The organism is Adhaeribacter pallidiroseus (assembly GCF_003340495.1).
GTDB classification, from domain to species: Bacteria; Bacteroidota; Bacteroidia; order Cytophagales; family Hymenobacteraceae; genus Adhaeribacter; species Adhaeribacter pallidiroseus.
In genome coordinates, this window is record NZ_QASA01000001.1 from 1,420,584 (window position 1) to 1,438,080 (window position 17,497).

A 17,497-nucleotide genomic window follows, 5' to 3' on the forward strand; every position below is an offset into this window, starting at 1 on the left:
TCCATTGAATTATTATAATACTTTATACCAGCTTAATCTGGTTTATTACGAAAAAATTAAGGAAAGGCCGTAGAAAAGAACTGTAAAATGGCGGAATTATATAAAAGTACCATTGAATTTAATTGTTATTTTTAAATTTTAACGAATAGTAGCTATTAGTTTCCAGAGTGCATGCTTAATAGTAAGCGTAGTTCTTTGGAGCCTTTTCAAGCCTCCAGGCTCAGGTGCTATCTAGTTTGATATTTCAAGTTTTGCCTCGTGGTTGACGGGCCTCGTTAACCCCTCCCCCTCCAGGACCTCCCCTAAAAACAGGGGAGGAGATGCCGCTGTTGCTTCATTCTTCCTTTCCTCGCTCCGCTACGGAATGCCTTAGGGCACCGGAACCCTAGCAGGTGCTCCTGAGTCAAACTGGTGTCAGTTACTCTTAGTTGCGGCTCTTGAGCGCAGTAAATTGGAATAAGAGTTATGGAAAATATATTTACTAACTGCAATCAATCACTAGAATTAGCTAGAATAGTCTCTTTGATTCTATTTACTTCCTCACATAGCCTATGGGAGTAAGCCCGTGTCATCGGATGGGACTACTTAAACATTTCACAGTATTACTTCATGAAGTATATGAATATCAGCGCAGCTAAGAGTAACTGACACCAGTTTGGCTCAGGAGGGCCTTCTAAGGTTGTGATGCCGCAGGCATTCCGACGTAAGGAGGAAAACAAGCTTAGACAGCCCGGAAGAGCCAAACGGGGCCCGCCGGCCACGAGGCAAAACTAGAGGCTAGCAAGCTAGATAGCACCTGAGCCTGGAGGCTTGAAAAGGCTCCAAAGTAAGATCATTTAATCAGCCATGGAAACTACCAGCTACTATTAGCGAAAGAAAAGCAGGAAAAATTTAAAAAAATGGTCAGGATCTGAAAAAAGGATTTTTCCTTACCCTGACCACCTTGTAATGAGAATTTGAATTACTTTACCAATTCGCCCACACCCGTTTCTTTCCAGCTGCGGGTAGCGGCTGATTCCAGAACGGCTTCACATACTTTCTGGGTTTCCAGAGCTTCCTCAAAGGTAGGGGAGCAAGGCTCGCCCGTTTCCAGGCTTTTTAAGAAATCGGCCACCTGGTGCACAAAACTGTGCTCGTAGCCAATAGATAAACCGGGTACCCACCATTTGTTCATGTACGGCTGGTCGCCGTCGGTTACGTGAATAGAGCGCCAGCCCCGCACAATGGATTCGTCGCGGTGATCAAAGTATTCCAAGCGGTTTAAATCGTGTAAATCCCAGCGGATCGAAGCGTGTTCGCCGTTTATTTCGAACGTGTACAAAGCCTTGTGCCCCCGGGCGTAGCGCGTGGATTCAAACAAGCCCAAGCTGCCGTTTTCGAAATGACAATGGAAAATACAAGCGTCATCAATGCCCACTTTTTGTTTCTGGCCGGTTAAAGCGTGGGTTCGTTCTTTCACGAAGGTTTCGGTAACCGCCGATACATCGGTAATGCTGCCGTTGAGCCACAGCGCCGTATCAATGCAATGCGCCAACAAATCGCCGGTTACCCCGGAGCCGGCCGCTTCTACGTCTAAGCGCCAGGTGCCGGTGCCGCCTTGCGGCACATCGGCGCTAATGGTCCAGTCCTGCAAAAAGTTGGCCCGGTAATGAAAGATGCGGCCCAGTTTACCGGCCTCAATTAATTGCTTGGCCAGGGTAACGGCTGGCAGACGGCGGTAATTGTACCAAACTGTATTGGGTACGCCCGCTTGCTGAATAGCATCAACCATTTGCTGGCCTTCGGCTAAAGTGCGGGATAAAGGTTTTTCGCACAAAATCATTTTACCGGCGGCGGCGGCGGCAATCGCAATTTCGGCGTGGGTATCGTTGGGCGTGCAAATATCAATGGCATCTATATCGTCGCGGGCAATTACGGCGCGCCAATCCGTTTCGTACGACTCGTAACCCCATTGTTCGGCAAAGGCTTTTACCTTATCGGGGCTGCGGGTACACACGGCTTTTAAAATGGGTCGGTAGGCGAGTTCCGGGAAGAAATCGCCTACGCGCTTGTAACCGTTGGTGTGCGTTCGGCCCATAAAGCCGCCGCCAATCAATCCAATTCTTAATTCTTTTTTATCGCTCATATTTTTTATCCGATTAAAGATTCTGCGTTTACTGGCACCGGAGCCGACCAACCGTGGGCTTGCCGTACTTTAATTAAGGTAGCCAGGATGTCGTTCCAGGTTTGCTGCTTATTCATAACGTCGTTCGGGAACATGCACCCATCCCAGCAAATATGCTGGAAGGCTTTCGTTAAATTACCGTTTTCGTCGCGCAGCCAGTGGCCGGCATCTTCCACAATATTTAATTTACCATTCGGGTCCAGGGCTTGGCAGTGGCGGCCGGTTTTGTCGTGGGAGCCGGAGCCAAACACGGTGCCATCGTTTTGCGCCACGTGGAAGTCAATGGTCCAGGGGCGCAAGGCAGCGGTCAGTTGTTTTAAGCCTTCGGTTAAAGGAGTCCGGTCGCTCCAATCATAGTTTTCCGGCAAAATACGGTCTTGGGGGCTGTTATAGCCCATTAAGTACAGTAAAGTGTGCGCCATATCGGCCTGAAAGCCCATATTGGGCCGGTTTACGGCTTCCAGGGTTTCGATCATGGCGCGCCAGCTGTGCATGCCGGCCCAGCAGATTTCTCCTTCGGCAGCTAGTTTTTCACCGAAATCGGCAGCTACGTCGCAGGCTTGCTGAAACGTTTGCACAATTAACTTGGAGTTATTTACCGGATCTGCGGCCCAGCTTTGCGGCGAACTGGCCGAATCGATGCGGATAACGCCGTAAGGCCGCACGCCCAAGTCGCGTAATTTCTGGCCGAACACGCAGGATTTGCGTACGCTTTCGACAAATTGCTTCCGGTCTGCTTCGCTGCCCATCGCCGGTCCGCCCCAGATGGGTGCTACCATGCTGCCGATGTTCAGGTTTAAATTACCTACTTTGTCGGCCAGCCGTTTAATATCATCGTCGGTGCTGTCGATGTTTAGGTGTGGGTCCATGAGGCCAATATCAATGCCATCAAACTTAACACCGTCTACTTCGGCAGCGGCGGTCATTTCCAGCATCGTATCGAACGGAATGACCGGTTCCGAATCAGGTCCTTTGCCTACCAGGCCGGGCCAGGTAGCGTTGTGGAGTTTTGGAAAATTATTCTGGTTCATAAGGCTATTTTTATAAATTTTTGATTTTTTACACCTATCGTTACTTGTTGGCATAGCTTGGGCGGTGTATTACCCTTCCGCCCTCCGGGCACCTTCCCTAAAAACAGGGAAGGAGATGCGGCATTACCTACCATGCAAGCTACTTCTATTTATGGCACAATCTGGTGCAAGAATTAGCGAATCGCGGCTTGTAACCTAATACCATAAGGAAGTCTCCAGACTTCCAAAAGCGGCAATTAGCAAGTAATTAGCAAGTCTGAAGACTTGCATTTGTCATTTGTCTATTTAGCACAAGTCTCGCTACGCTAAGACTTGCGCTAGGAAAGACTGTCAGGGATAATTTTTAAAATCTAGTATCTAGTGTCTAGTATCTAGAAACTAACTTCTACAAAACCAAATCCGGATTATTCGGGCCAAAGTGTTTCAGCATCACAATCGGGTCGGAAGTGGAAGGATTGCTAATGGTAACACCTTCCAGAGCGGCTTTTTCGGTTACGAAAAATTCGTCGTTGGTTAATTGGCCGTAGCGGATTAAAGCGGGCGTTTCAATGTCCCAGACGCCCATTTTGCCGTGACCCTGCAGCACAATTAAGCCGTAAGCCGCGCTGTCTTTAATGGTAACGGTTTGGCCGGGTAACACGGTTAGTTCTTTGGCGCTGTAGGCTTCGTTTTTGTAACAGATCCAGTTTTCAATATACCCTTCGGCTTGCATTTCGGCTGCATCACGCACCGGTTTTGGGCGCATGAAGTGGTTCTGCATAAAATTCGGGTCCACGTTGGCTTCCCAATCAATAACTTCTACTAATAAGTCGTAGTCACCTTTGCGGTCTTCGGGCGTACCGTTCCACAAGAGTTCTTCCGGGATAATAGCTTCGTTTACCAACGATTGGTACATGGCAAAAATGTCGGATGCTTTCTGGGGCTCGTAGGTGCATAAGCTGCCGGGAGCGTGTAAAATGCCGGGCGGTACATCCCAACCCGTGCCGGGTTCCAGGCGGTACGCCGAGGAATAGTTAGTTAATTTATTATCGCCTTTGGTAAAGTTTTGCAGGCATTCTTTAATTTGCTCTTTGGTAGTTCCCGGGGCAATGCCGAAGAAAGTATAAGGAAAATCGCCGCCGTGGTTATTAAGCTGCGGCGGGAAATAATAAGCTTCGGGTTTGCCTAACTGGCCCACCATGGCGGCGTACTCGTCGCTGTGGTGAATGTGGTGGGGGAGCGGTCCCATGTTATCGAAAAATTTAGAATACATGGGCCAGGCTTGGTATTCGTTCCAGAGGCGCTCGCCAATAATTTCGCCTTTTAACTCGTCGATGGCATCTTTCAACAAAATTTGCTGCTCCTGCGCGCCATCATGCAAAACTATGGCACTTAAGCCTTCGTTTTCGCCGGTAAGCGGACCGTTTTTAGCCGGGGTAGTAGACGATAACCACCGTTCATCAATGCCGCCGCGTTCGCCGCCGAGGACGTAATAATCATCGGGGTGCAGTTTTATGCGGCGACCAGGTACGCAAAACGACCGGGGTACCCAAGTGGGCGCCAAGCGTAAAATGCCTTTTCCTTGCTCTAATGCTTTTTGGGCTAAACTTGTTTTTTCCTTAGTTTCCATTAAAAGTTAATTATTTAAGCTTGATTATTTTGTATGAATAAGGCAATAGATTCGGCGGTGGTTAAAACCTCGATTTCCAGGTTGTATGGGCGGGTTTCGCCGGGTTCTAAGTAAAGAAGGGTGTTTTGTTCCTGCGCCTTGGTTTGACCAATGGGCGGATGCGTGCCCGGTTCCAGGCCGGTAACATATTCGTTTTTGCCCCAGTGTTGCCAATTGGTGAACCAGGGTAATTGTTTCTTCGGAAAACGTAAAGCCAGGGCAACTGCCAGATCTGGATTATGTAAACCAACAGTGCAAATACCATCGGCATCGGGGTTAATCTGAATAAAAGCTACTTCTTCGCCGGTGCCCGCGTGGGCATCGATGGGAGGGGAGCATTTTTTAAAATTATTACCTTCCCGGAAGATTTTGCTCGGGGTAACTTCTCCCGGCGATTCCCAACTGCCCGACCAGATAATTTCGGTACCTTCATCTACCAGGGGCCAGCCAAAATTACAATGGTACAACAACATGTGCGGCGCGGGTTTATTGCCACGGTTTATGACTTCATCCTGAATTTTAATTTTGGCCTGACCCAAGGTGCTACTAATGGTGCGTTTCAGTTCCAGGCTAGGGCCTAGCACCTGGGTTTGTTTCATGCGGCCGGTAATCCGCATTTCCATTTGGCCGGCTAAAGGATCAGGTTGCACGATGGATTCTATTGCGGCGGGAATATTACTGATTTGACCGTGTAAGCCTAGTTCGCCGGTTGCACTGTTTTCGGGGCCGCCCACGTGCGATAAGCCACAGGTAGTTACCAAGCCCCCGCCAAAGGTACGGAGCCATTCCAATCCGTGGTTCGAGAATGGTTCCGGCGATGTAACACCCGAATGACTCAGCCAGGCTAAACTGTGCTGATTAAAAAAGGCATCGGCAATGTCCATGGCCCGGTCCAGCACTACTTTGTACCGCAAGCCGGTGCCGGTATTAATCCAGGCAATGCGGGTGCCGCGGCCCGGTCCATTATCCAGGACAGCTGTCTCAATGCCGCCCAATTGGGCAAAGTTCGAAATTTTTTGATGCCAGGGAAAGCGTGTCAATTTTCCGTTTTGGTTAATAGGCTTATAAACTAGGAAGAATACTTAATAAATAAAAATAAAATCCGGAAATCCATTTAAACGATTAAGCCACTTGGACCGGCAGGCATTAGATTTTACGAAACAAAGCAACAAAATGAAATAATCTCATTTTGTTGCTTTGTTTCGACACAAAAATATAAAAATTTTAAAAATAAGGGCTTAAAGCCGCTTCATCGGCTGGTAATGGATAGTATAAGGTAATATTGCTAAAAGCATGGCCACGGGGCGAACGGTCATTGGGATAATAATAAGCTTGCGGATTGGCTTTAATGCGGCTGCCGTAAGCCGTGATTGTTTCAATAGCCCGGCCCGTGCGCACGAGATCGAACCAGCGTTTGTTTTCAAATGCGAGTTCTACGCGCCGTTCCTGGTAAATAGCCTCCCATAAATCGCCGGTAGCTTCGCCCAAACCAGCCCGGGTACGAACCTGATTCAGGAAGGTAGCCGCCTCGCCGGATTTTCCTTGTTCGTTTAGAGCTTCGGCTAAAAACAGTAAAACTTCGGAATAACGATAAACCGGCCAATTAGTACCGGTATTATTGAATAAAGCGTGCGTTTTGGCGTATTTTTTTATGTACGGGTAGGCTTCCTTCGCCCGCGGGCCGCCGCTGAGAGTAACATAACCAATCGAAGCTTCTTTGCGGGTGTCACCGGGTTCGTAAGCCGCAATAATGTCGGGGGTCGGAATATTGTTGCCTTCGCCGCTAAGCGGCTGCGGATTGGAAACTCCGGTAATAGCGCCTAGTTCCGCCGCGGTAATGTCGCGGGGCATAAACTGATAAATAAAGTTGCCGTTTAAACCGGCGGAGCCCTCCAAAAACTGAACTTCAAATACCGACTCTTTATTATTTTTATTACCCGTGGAAGTAGAAAAAACATCGGCGTAATTGGGAATAAGAGCGTACTCGTTGCTGTTTACTACTTCCCGCAGAACGGTTTCGGCTTCGGCCCACTTTTTCTGCACGATGTACACGTTGGCCAGTAAAGTACGGGCGGCGCCGGAGGTGGCCCGGCCGGCTTCCTGCTTGGATTTAGGTAGCAATAAAGTGGCGGCTTCGGTGGCATCTTTAATAATTTGGTTATATAATTCTTCTTCCGAGGCTAAAGGTAAAGCGGCTTCTTCGCGGTTGGCTACCGGCGTTAAATGCAAAGGCACCTTTTGGAAGTAACGAACGAGTTCAAAATAAGCAAAAGCCCGCAAAAACAAGGCTTGGCCTTTTAAATTATTCTTTGATTCGGCAGCAAAATCCACGTTATCAATGGTGGCTAATACCTGGTTGGCCCGGGAAATTAGTAAATAATCCTGCCGGTATTGGTTAAGCACGTGCGTATTAGAAGTAACCCCATTAGCCGTGGGTAAGGCAAAATCTGCCAGGTCTTCCTGTTGCTCGGTAGCCCCAAAAAGCGGATTACGAGCGTAATACGTGTTATCGGAGTGCATTTCGCTTAGTAACCAGGCCCGGTCGTTAAAGATGGTGCGCAGGGGAACGTAAGCAGCATTCACGGCTTGTTGAAAATCGGCTTCTTTGGTAAAAAAGATGGCCGAACTCAACTGCGTTTCCGGAACAATAGTTAGAAAATCATCTTTGCAACTAGTAAGCAAAGTACCGGTAAATAAGGTATATAGGATTAACTTTTTCATTCTATTTCTAAAGTTTAGAATATCTATAAAAACAATCTTTTGTAAGGCCTCACCCCCTGCCCCTTCTCCGGTAGAGAGGGAGTGTATGTTAAGGAGTTTGCTCCAAGCCATCTATAGGGTTAGAAATGTGAACTTTAATTCCCCTCTCCACCGGAGAGGGGTTAGGGGAGAGGCTTCTTGGCTCTTTTTAAAAATTTACATTAATACCAATGGTATAGGTGCGGGGCACGGGGTAATTAGAGAAGTCAATGCCCTGGCTTAAATTACCGCCGTTGCCATCGCCGGCCCCGTTACCGCTGGTTTCCGGATTAGGCCCGCCGGTATATTTCGTAAATACATATGCTTGTTGGATGGAAGTATACAAGCGGGCAGAACGAAATACATTTTTGAGCGCTCCCAGGGTATAGCCCAAGGTGATGTTTTTAATGGTAAAGAAAGAAGCATCCTGAATAAAGTGGGTACTCATCCAGTCCCGTTCGATGCCGGTAACATTGCCGCCGCCTACCGTAGTACCAAAAACACCTTTCCCCGGATTTTCCGGCGACCGGAAACGATTGGTTACTCCTTTCACCATGTTAAACACCCCATCCAGGTTGGCGGTACTGTATAGATGGCGCACCAATAGATCGTTGCCGTGCGAACCGGAACCCACAATGGAAAAATCAAACTTGCCGTATTGCAAATTGTTGGTGATGCCATACGTAAAGTCCGGAAAAGGATTGCCTATGATGGTACGGTCGTCGTTGTCGCCGCCGTTGGTGATAATGCCGTCGCCGTTAAGATCTTTTAACTTAATACTACCCACGGTGGAGCGGCCCGGAACCTGAGGCGAATTATTGAGATCTTCCTGGTTCATGTAAAGCCCTTCTTTAATCAAGCCGTAAAACTGGCCGAAGGGCTCGCCTACTTTGGTGATGTGGAAGGTGCCATAAACCCGGTCAATGCCTTCGGCGAGGGCAATTACCTTGTTGCGGTTAAAAGAAATATTGGCATTAGTGGTCCAGATCAGTTTGCCTTCGGTGTTACGGGTATTAATGGCAAATTCATGGCCCCAGAAGTTGATTTCACCGATGTTATCGTTGTAATTGGTAAACCCGGATTCCTGGGCAACCTGCACGCTGTATAATAAATTGGTGGTTTTCTTTTTGTAGAAATCATACATAAAAGTAATACGGTCGTTAAAAAGGCCCAGATCCAAGCCCGCATCAAACTGTTTGGTAGTTTCCCAGCTTAGGTTGGGATTTGCTAAAGAAATTACCGCGGCACCAGGGGTTACCTTATCGCCGAAAGCGGCATTTAAACTTGTATTATTGTAGGTATTACTGATAAGTGCATAAGGGGTGTAATTACCAATATTATTATTACCGGTTACGCCATAACTGGCCCGCACCTTGGCAAAAGATATTTTGGGAATATTTTTTAAAAATTCTTCATCCGAGATTACCCAACCTACCGAAGCCGAAGGAAAAGTTCCCCAACGGTTCTGGGAACCAAACCGCGACGAGCCATCGCTCCGGACGGCGGCCGTAAACAAGTATTTACCTTTAAAATTATACGTTAGCCGCGATAATACCGAAGATAAACTCCATTCCTGCACGTCGTTGCTGGTACCCGCGCGGTTAATGTTCAGAGCCCCCTGAATGGTAGGAAGCTGGTCGTTGGCGTAGGTGTCGGCCTGAATGCGGCTGCCATCGAACTGGAACCGTTGATTGGTATAACCGGCCAGCAATTCAAAACTATGATCGTTGAATTTTTTAGAATACGTAGCCAGGTTCTCGTTCAGCCAGGTAAAAACCTGCAGGTTATTGCGGATGGATACGGCCGTTGTAGGTATGGGGGTATTAATGGCGCTGGTAGCGGTGGATGGATTAAAAAATAAAAATTTAGAACTGTATAACTCCGCGTTAAAGGTAGATTTTAAAACTAAATCTTTGAAAGGTTTAAACTGAATGTAGGTATTGCCCAGCAAGTTGACGTTGCGGCTTTCATTGGTTAGTTCTTCGGCGGCCCGCACCCAGTTCGGGTAGTCGAAAATGTTACCGGTGTTGGACGGGAAACGATTGACTTTGGTTAACTCTCCATTTTCGTCGCGAATGGGCATTATCGGCCAGGTATGCAGGGCATTAAATAAAATACCGGTGCCCCGGTCGCCGTCGGTGCGGGGCGTATTATCGAAAATGTAAGATGGCGCCAGGTTAAAGCCCAGGCGCACCTTTTCTGATACTTCGTAATCGGTGTTTACCCGTAAAGAGTATCTTTTGTATGCGTTATTCAGCACTACGCCTTGCTGGTTAAATACGCCGGCCACCACCGCGGTATTTACTTTTTCTTTGTTGGAGGTAATGGTTAAGTTATAGCTTTGGATAGGCGCCGTGCGTAATAAAGCGTCGTACCAGTCGTTGTTTTTGCCTGCGTACTGCGCCGGATTCTGAAAAACTTCGGGTACGGTTTTGCCTTCGTCTTCGTAATATTCTTTTTTAAATTGGGCAAATTCTTCGGCGTTCATCATTTCGATGCGACCCCGCTGTGGTACCTGTTGAATCCCGACAAAAGAATTAAAACTCACGTTGGTTTCGCCGCTTTTGCCTCTTTTGGTAGTGATTAAAACCACTCCGTTTGCCGCCCGCGAGCCGTACAACGACGTAGAAGCGGCATCTTTTAAAATCGAAATATCTTCAATCTCGTCGGGGTTTAAAGTACCAATACCGCCGGTTATCGGGAAACCATCTACTACGTACAAGGGGTCGCTGCCGCCCGAAACCGATAATTGGCCGCGAATACGCACCGAAATTCCCTGACCGGGTTTACCAGTTGCCTGGGTAATTTGTACGCCAGCCACCCGGCCCTGCAATTTTTGCGTTACCTGCGAAACCGGAATGTCTTTAATTTCTTTGGCGGTTACGGTTTGCACCGCCCCGGTTACTTCTTTTTTAAGCTGACTGCCGTAGCCCACCACTACTACTTCTTCCAGCGCTTTGGTATCAGGAGCCAGGGTGACGTTAATGGTACTGCGGTTATTAATAGCTACTTCCTGGGTAATATACCCGATAAAAGAAATTACTAAGGTTCCGGTAGCATTAGGTACGGTTAAAGCATAGCTCCCGTTTGCATCGGTGGCGGTGCCGGTGGAAGTGCCTTTTAATAAAACTGTAACTCCCGGTAAGCCTTCCCCATTGTTGCCGGATACTTTTCCGGTAATGGGTACACTTTGCGCCCAGGCGTTGGTAAGCGATAGAAATACTAGATGCAGCATTCCAATCAACTGCATCGTTTTAAGTAATTTGTGTTTCATCTGCTTGTTTTTAAAAGTGGAGAAATGAGGTAAATGCGTAAAGTATGCTTGTTAGGTAGATAACACGTAGACATTATTACTCGTTAAAAAAGCGTGCGCTGTTATTTTTAATAATTTTAAATTTACCGGCTATTAAATACCAGACTATCCTGCTGTGTCCGGGCCAGTAAGGTAGAATTTTGAAAATTTTATAATTTGGGAAGTTTTGCTAAGAAAGCAGTTTGTATATGGTATACTTAACCTATAATTTTAAAAAGATAGTTTTTAATTTTTTAACTTTTTAAAAATGCCTGATCCTGGAAGTAAGGCTGTTTAGAACTTGATTTCAGGAATTTTACGTGCCTGGGCATTTACCGAGATTTACATCAACGACCTAAATTGGGCATAGGCGGTTCCGGATAAAAGAGCCCAGTTAACCTCACAACCCAATCCGGAGGAGAGTAAAGCGGAAGGAATAGGGAATTATCTTTTCAGGGGTATGAATTAGTTACCGCAAATACCCAAGATAGTGGCTCTAAATCCGGTAATTTTTAAAAAATCCAGGATTTACAATCGATTATGTAAGTAAATTCTAAAATCTATAATGAAGCAATTTGAAAAGAAGCCTTAAATCAAAAATTTGGGGAATATTGTCAAAAGAAAAACTAATTGAAGAGTAGCTGGCAAACCTCGGGCACCGGGCTAATTTTAATCCTAAAAATTTGCCCGCTAGTTTTAAAACAGGATTGTGCCTGGCCAATTTTTTCCGAAATTATACTGGGTTTACAGGATAGAGCAGGACACTGCCGGTTACGGGAAAGTTAAGTTTAAAACGGGGTGCATAGTGCTTCTACCAAACATTTAGGACCATGGCGGCCCCCAGGGCGGTGCCTTGCGAATCTTCCGAAATAAATATTTGCAGGTTGGGAAAGGCGGCCTGAAGCAAATTCATGAAAATCTGATTTTTGCAGAAACCACCGTCTACTAAAAGCTTTGTAAAACTGGCAATGCGGTACTCACTGGCCAGGTGAATGGCTTTAATCTGGGGTTCTATAATCTGGTTTAGTAAGGCGTGGTAGGCTTCTTCGTAGGATGGGTAAAGTTGGTAATCAAATTCTTTGGGGGTTTGGTAGTTTACCTTTGTACCCGAATGGCGGCTCGGCTCCTCTACCTGACCCGCCGCGGCGGGTTGGCGCATAAGCTCGGGTTGGTAAGTAACTTTTTTAAAAAAATCGAGCGGTTTGTTAAAATGGGCCGCGAGTTTTTTGGTTTGTACTTCGTGTTCGTTACCGATAAACACCCGGGAAGCGCGGACCGGGTTGCCGTCGTAGGTTAAATAATTCAAGCAATCTTGTTGCAGCATTTCTTCGGTTAAGGGCTCTTGCGCAAACGGATTTAAAGTTATACCCCAGGTGCCGGTGGAAAGTAACAAGAAAGGTTCTTGGTATTTTTTTAGGTACGGAATTAAAGCGGCAGAACTATCGTGCAAACCAATGCCTACCGGAATTCGGTTTTCCCGAAAACGAATGCTGAAGGTAGTAGTATGATCCGTAATGGGAGGCAATCGAGGAATGATATCTTCCTGGTAAACCCAATTATGATACTGATTTCGGGTGAAATCCCACAAACCAGTGTGACAACCAATACTGGTATATTCGGATACCCGTTGACCGGAAAACAAAAAAGCGCAGTACTGGGGTAAATGCAAGGACGTTTTTATCTGCCGGAACAATTCCGGTTTCTTGTATTTGAGCCAATAAATTTGCAAACCCGAATTTAGCATGCCTAAATCAGGGGAGGCCGTTACCGCCGAAAACGCCAGCTTAGAGCCATACTGCGCGTGAAATTGCTGATCAATGTCTTCGGGAAACGATTTTAAATAATTATACAGGGGCGTAGCCGGTTTATTTTGCGCATTTAAATGCACAAAGCTGGCCCCGTAAGTGGTAAAATTTAGCCCCCGGATATCAAATTGGGCGTTAGTTTGCAAGATTTGCCAGGTTTCTGCCAGCCAATTGGTTAAGGCGGGTAAATCTTCGCTCGCGTCGCCGTCATCATCGGTAACTTCGGAAAAGCGGGTTTCAATTTCGTGTACAATATGGTACTCCTGATCAAACAGAACGCATTTTTTGTTGGTTTTTCCAATATCAAACACCGCTACGCAAGAAACCATTTTTTGAGAGTTTAGAGTGAAGAGTTTAGAGTTATAAGTTAGGAGTTAAATAGGGTTTATTATAGGTGATAAATGATATTTGAATAAGTAAGGAATCAGGAAAATTTAAAAATTGACTACTTTTTTAATTTATGTTATTGCTTCATAGCAAAATAGTTTCCTCCTGAATGACAACTGCTGTGATTTTATTGTGATTGTATTTAGATCAAAATTGTATTTAGATTAAAGTTTAATTGGCAACCTGCAACTTGGAACCTGCAACCTACAACCCGGTGGTGTAGGTTTTAGCGCCCCGTTGTTTTATCAATTTCTGCCGGATTTTTTGTTCGCGGTAAAAAGCTAAGGGCTGAATGGCAGCACCGTAGTCCAGGCGGACCTGCGCCAGCAAAGGGCGAACATCAGTCCGGTAAGCTTGTTGTAATATTTCCTGAGCTTGGGTGGCATCGTTTTGCTCCTGCGCTTTTTCCAAGGCTTTACGGTCGATGATTAAAGCTTGGGCGTACGCTATTTTTATGGCTTCCACCGATTGCAGTAAATCTTCCAGGGGGTCTTTTACATTGTGGCTCGCGTCAATCATCCAACTCAGCGCCGGATTTTTTACTTCGGAACTAGTCATGCCTTCCACTAATTCGTTAAAAATTAAAAAAAGCTGAAAAGGCCGCATGGCGCCCACGGTTAAATCATCGTCGCCGTATTTCGAATCGTTAAAATGAAAACCGCCCAGCTTGCCTTCCATTAAAAACCGCGAGACAATTTGCTCGATATTGGTGTTGGGCAAGTGGTGCCCTAAATCTACCAGACCCAAGGCTTTTTCACCGAGTTTTTGGCAGAACAAAAGGGAAGTGCCCCAATCGGCCACCACGGTGGAGTAAAAGTGCGGTTCGTAGGGTTTGTATTCAATAAAAACTTTCCAATCTGCGGGTAAAGCTTCGTAAATCTGGTGAAAAGAATCCAGGGTACGGTTAAAGGCTCGCCGGAAGTTTTGCTGCCCCGGAAAATCGGTACCATCGGATAACCAAATGGTTAAAGCCTTGGAACCTAAATCCACACCGTGTTTAATTACTTCCAGATTATGCGCTATGGCCTGGTCACGCACGTGCTTATCGGTGTGCGCTAAAGAGCCAAACTTATAGGAATAATCCTGCTCGCTTTGGTCCTGAAACGTATTGGAATTTACCGCATCAAACTGTAAATCGAACGAAGCCGCCAGTTGCTTAATGGCCACCGCATTTTGCGGAATATCCCAGGGAATGTGCAGCGAAATAGCCCCGCTGGATTGATTGAGGGCGTGCAGTAAACCCACGTCTTCCAGTTTTTCTTCGAGGCTGCGAGGCTCACCGCCGCCGGCAAACCGCCCAAAGCGGGTGCCGCCGGTGCCCAATGCCCAACTCGGAATGGCAATTTGAAAAGCTGCCAATTGCTCCAGAATAGCGGCAACATCATGACCTTCGTCCTGTAAACTACTTTGCAGAAAATCAAATTTCTTTTGCTGCGCCGAAGCTAAAGTCTCGTTGTGTTGGTCAATCAGAGATTTATCTAGGATCATTTCTTTTTGTTAGGCATTTGATAAAAAATGGATAAATAGTTAAAGGTTATATCGCGAGCGTCTTCGCTCGTGATGCGTATCGTCCGGCCTCTGGGTGGTAGGAATGTGACTGAAATTGCTTCGTTCCAAAGTAAATCCGTTTGCCCGGCCAGAGGCCTCCCCAATAGTAGACACGAGCGTGGACGCTCGCGCCATTTGGTATTTATAGTATCAATTGTACTTAGATAAATAGTAGCAGAGCTAATGTTTAAAAGTTGCCGGATTTAGCTTTTTTATTCATTATTAATCGTATCGAATCATAAAATATCATTATCAAGAATAAAGAATTAGTCAAAAAAGCAACTTGCAAAATAGTAGGTTGTTGGCTGCCAGCAAAGCTATAACCAAAAGAAGTTAAGGCTATAATCCGGAAATTAAAAAGTACGCCTGTTATTAGTATTCCATTAATTGAAAGCCAAAGCCATACGAGAGAAAGAATATTCCTTCTAAAAAGCCTTACTCTATTAAAAATCAATAATAGACCAATTGCCAGCAGGTACTTAAATTCAAAGTTAAATACATCCGTTACAAAGAAATCATAAGCCAATAGTGCTATGGAAAGTAAAGAAATAGTGATGTAGCATAACTTATAATTTAACATTTTATTTTTTCTGCAACTAAGCACTATTACCGAACGAATGCGGCGGGTACACCACCGTCCACGTTGATCACGTTGCCGGTACTCTTATTTAGTAAGCCACCCACGTATAAAAACACGGCATTGGCCATATCTTCGGCCAGCAGTTCTTCGTTGAGTACGGTGCGTTTGGCGTAGTAAGCGGGTAATTCGGCTACGGAAATACCGTAAGCTTTAGCCCGACCTTCGGCCCAGCCGCTTTCCCAGATTTTGCTACCCCGGATTACCGCATCCGGATTAACCACGTTTACCCTGATTTTGTCCGGCCCGAGTTCGGCGGCCATTAAGCGCGACATGTGTAACTGGGCGGCTTTCGCCGTGCCGTAGGCAATGTTGTTGGGTCCGGATACCAAGGCGTTTTTACTTACAATATTTACAATATCACCCCCCAATTGCTGCTTGCGCATGATCTTAACTCCTTGCTGCGATACCAAAAACTGCCCTTTTACCAGTACATCCTGCAAAATATCATAGTCCGCCTCGGTAGTATCCATCATGGGTTTAGAAATAGATAAACCCGCGCAGTTTACCACAATATCTACGCCGCCAAAAGCCAGGTTTGCGGTTTTGAAAGCATTGGCAATGGCTTGGGAACTCGTCACGTCAACTACGGCGGTGGCGGCGGTGTCCCGGCCAAATTTTTTATTAAACTCGGTTTGCGCTTCCTGAATATCATTTTCGCGCATATCTACCATTACCACGCAGGCGCCTTCCTGAGCCAGTTTATCAGCAATGGCTTTACCAATGCCCCCGCTACCGCCCGTGATTAATGCAATCTTGCGCGACAAAGGTTTTTCTTTGGGCATGCGTTGCAGCTTGGCTTCTTCCAAAAGCCAGTATTCAATGTCAAACGCTTCTTGCTCCGGTAAACCCTGGTACTCCGAAATAGCCTCGGCTCCCCGCATGACGTTAATGGCGTTTATGTAAAATTCGCTGGCAACGCGGGCCGTTTGCTTGTCTTTGGCGAAAGAAAACATGCCAACTCCCGGGTAAATAATAATCACCGGATTGGCATCGCGCACGGCGGGACTATTCGGGTGTTTGCTGCGCTCGTAATAACCGGTATAATCGGCCCGGTAAGCTTCAAACTGATCGGAAAGCTGTTTTTTTAAATTTTCGGCATCGGAGATGTCCGCCTCGGGCGTTAAGTCTAATACCAAAGGCCGGATTTTGGTCCGTAAAAAGTGATCGGGGCAACTGGTACCCAGGGGAGCTAGTTTAGCTAAATCATTACTGTTGCTGTATTCCAGCACGCGTTCATCGTCGGTAAAATGCCCGATCATGCGGTTTTGGCTGGAGCACAAGCCCCGGAGCACCGGAATCATTTCACTGGCTTTCGCTAATCGTTCTGCGGCGGGTAAAGATTGAATCCGGGCTCCGCCAAACACCGCCCGGGTTTTACCGTAATTTTTTTGCAGGTATTCCGAGGCTTTTTCAATGGTTTCTAAGGTGTTGATGTAACTTTCGTAAGCTGTGTCGCCCCAGGTAAATAAACCATGGCTACCCAGAATAATACCGGTAATGCCCGGATTGTCCTGTACTGCTTTTTCCATTTGCAAACCTAAATCGAAACCCGGCCGTTGCCACGGCACCCAGGCTACTTTGCCGCCGAACAACTCACGGGTAATTTGCTCACCATTTTTCGCCGCCGCAATGGCAATAATGGCATCGGGGTGCAAATGGTCGATGTGCTTAAAAGGTAAAAAGGCGTGTAAAGGTGTATCGATGGAAGGCGCTTTGGAATCCAGATCGTAAATGCAATGGTTAAATAAGGCTACCATTTCGTCTTCGTAAGCCAGACCGCGGTACCGGTTTTTTAAACTATGCAGTTTATCTACGTACAAGGCCGCTAAACCACTCTTTTTTAAAGTACCCAGGTCGCCGCCCGAACCTTTTACCCACATTACTTCCACGTCCTGGCCGGTTAAGGGATCGGGCATATCTACTTTGCAGCTGGTATTGCCGCCGGCGTAATTGGTTAAGCGTAAATCGGCCCCTAACAAGTTAGAACGATAAATCAGAAGAGCCACCTCATCATCTTTTAAAGAATTGGCCACTTGCTCGTCCCAGAGATAACTTACGTATTTAAATGTAGTAGTTGCGGTCGCATTATCCATATCCGATTATGTTTAAGTTTTTTAATGCTAAAAATAGTTTGGTAGGTAAAAGTTAGTAATCGTACGCGGGCAGTAAAAAGAAAGCGCGTAAAAAGTTAAACATACGTATCCTGCGCCGCGCCAATTTTTGTCCTTATCAAATGTAAATAT

At 46.4% G+C, this 17,497-nt stretch carries 9 protein-coding genes; all 9 read right to left on the reverse strand.

Annotated elements, in window-relative coordinates; translation table 11 throughout:
- Positions 1-961 precede the first annotated feature (961 nt).
- Positions 962-2,125 carry a Gfo/Idh/MocA family protein gene (locus AHMF7616_RS05505; protein WP_115371970.1) on the reverse strand — a complete coding sequence of 388 codons (1,164 nt, stop codon included), beginning with the start codon at positions 2,123-2,125 and terminating at the stop codon, positions 962-964.
- A gap of 5 nt (positions 2,126-2,130) precedes the next feature.
- Positions 2,131-3,195 (reverse strand): sugar phosphate isomerase/epimerase family protein, encoded by a 1,065-nt coding sequence (locus AHMF7616_RS05510; RefSeq protein WP_115371971.1) that lies wholly within the window; start codon positions 3,193-3,195, stop codon positions 2,131-2,133.
- Between the two features lie 385 nt (positions 3,196-3,580).
- The gene (locus tag AHMF7616_RS05515; protein WP_115371972.1) at positions 3,581-4,804 is read right to left on the reverse strand and encodes a class I mannose-6-phosphate isomerase; all 1,224 of its coding nucleotides are present in this window, start codon (positions 4,802-4,804) and stop codon (positions 3,581-3,583) included.
- A 14-nt stretch (positions 4,805-4,818) separates the two neighbouring features.
- On the reverse strand, positions 4,819-5,883 hold the full coding sequence (locus tag AHMF7616_RS05520; RefSeq protein ID WP_115371973.1) for an aldose 1-epimerase family protein: 1,065 nt from the start codon (positions 5,881-5,883) through the stop codon (positions 4,819-4,821).
- A gap of 184 nt (positions 5,884-6,067) precedes the next feature.
- A complete protein-coding gene (locus AHMF7616_RS05525; protein WP_115371974.1) occupies positions 6,068-7,564 on the reverse strand; it encodes a RagB/SusD family nutrient uptake outer membrane protein in 1,497 nt (498 codons plus the stop codon).
- A gap of 187 nt (positions 7,565-7,751) precedes the next feature.
- The gene (locus tag AHMF7616_RS05530) at positions 7,752-10,817 is read right to left on the reverse strand and encodes a SusC/RagA family TonB-linked outer membrane protein (protein WP_233507754.1); all 3,066 of its coding nucleotides are present in this window, start codon (positions 10,815-10,817) and stop codon (positions 7,752-7,754) included.
- Between the two features lie 868 nt (positions 10,818-11,685).
- Positions 11,686-13,008: an FGGY-family carbohydrate kinase gene (locus AHMF7616_RS05535; protein ID WP_115371976.1), complete on the reverse strand. Its 1,323-nt coding sequence runs from the start codon at positions 13,006-13,008 to the stop codon at positions 11,686-11,688.
- A gap of 262 nt (positions 13,009-13,270) precedes the next feature.
- Positions 13,271-14,554: a sugar isomerase gene (locus AHMF7616_RS05540; protein ID WP_115371977.1), complete on the reverse strand. Its 1,284-nt coding sequence runs from the start codon at positions 14,552-14,554 to the stop codon at positions 13,271-13,273.
- Between the two features lie 666 nt (positions 14,555-15,220).
- Positions 15,221-17,347, reverse strand: a complete 2,127-nt coding sequence (locus AHMF7616_RS05550; protein WP_115371979.1) for a bifunctional aldolase/short-chain dehydrogenase — start codon at positions 17,345-17,347, stop codon at positions 15,221-15,223.
- Positions 17,348-17,497: the final 150 nt, after the last annotated feature.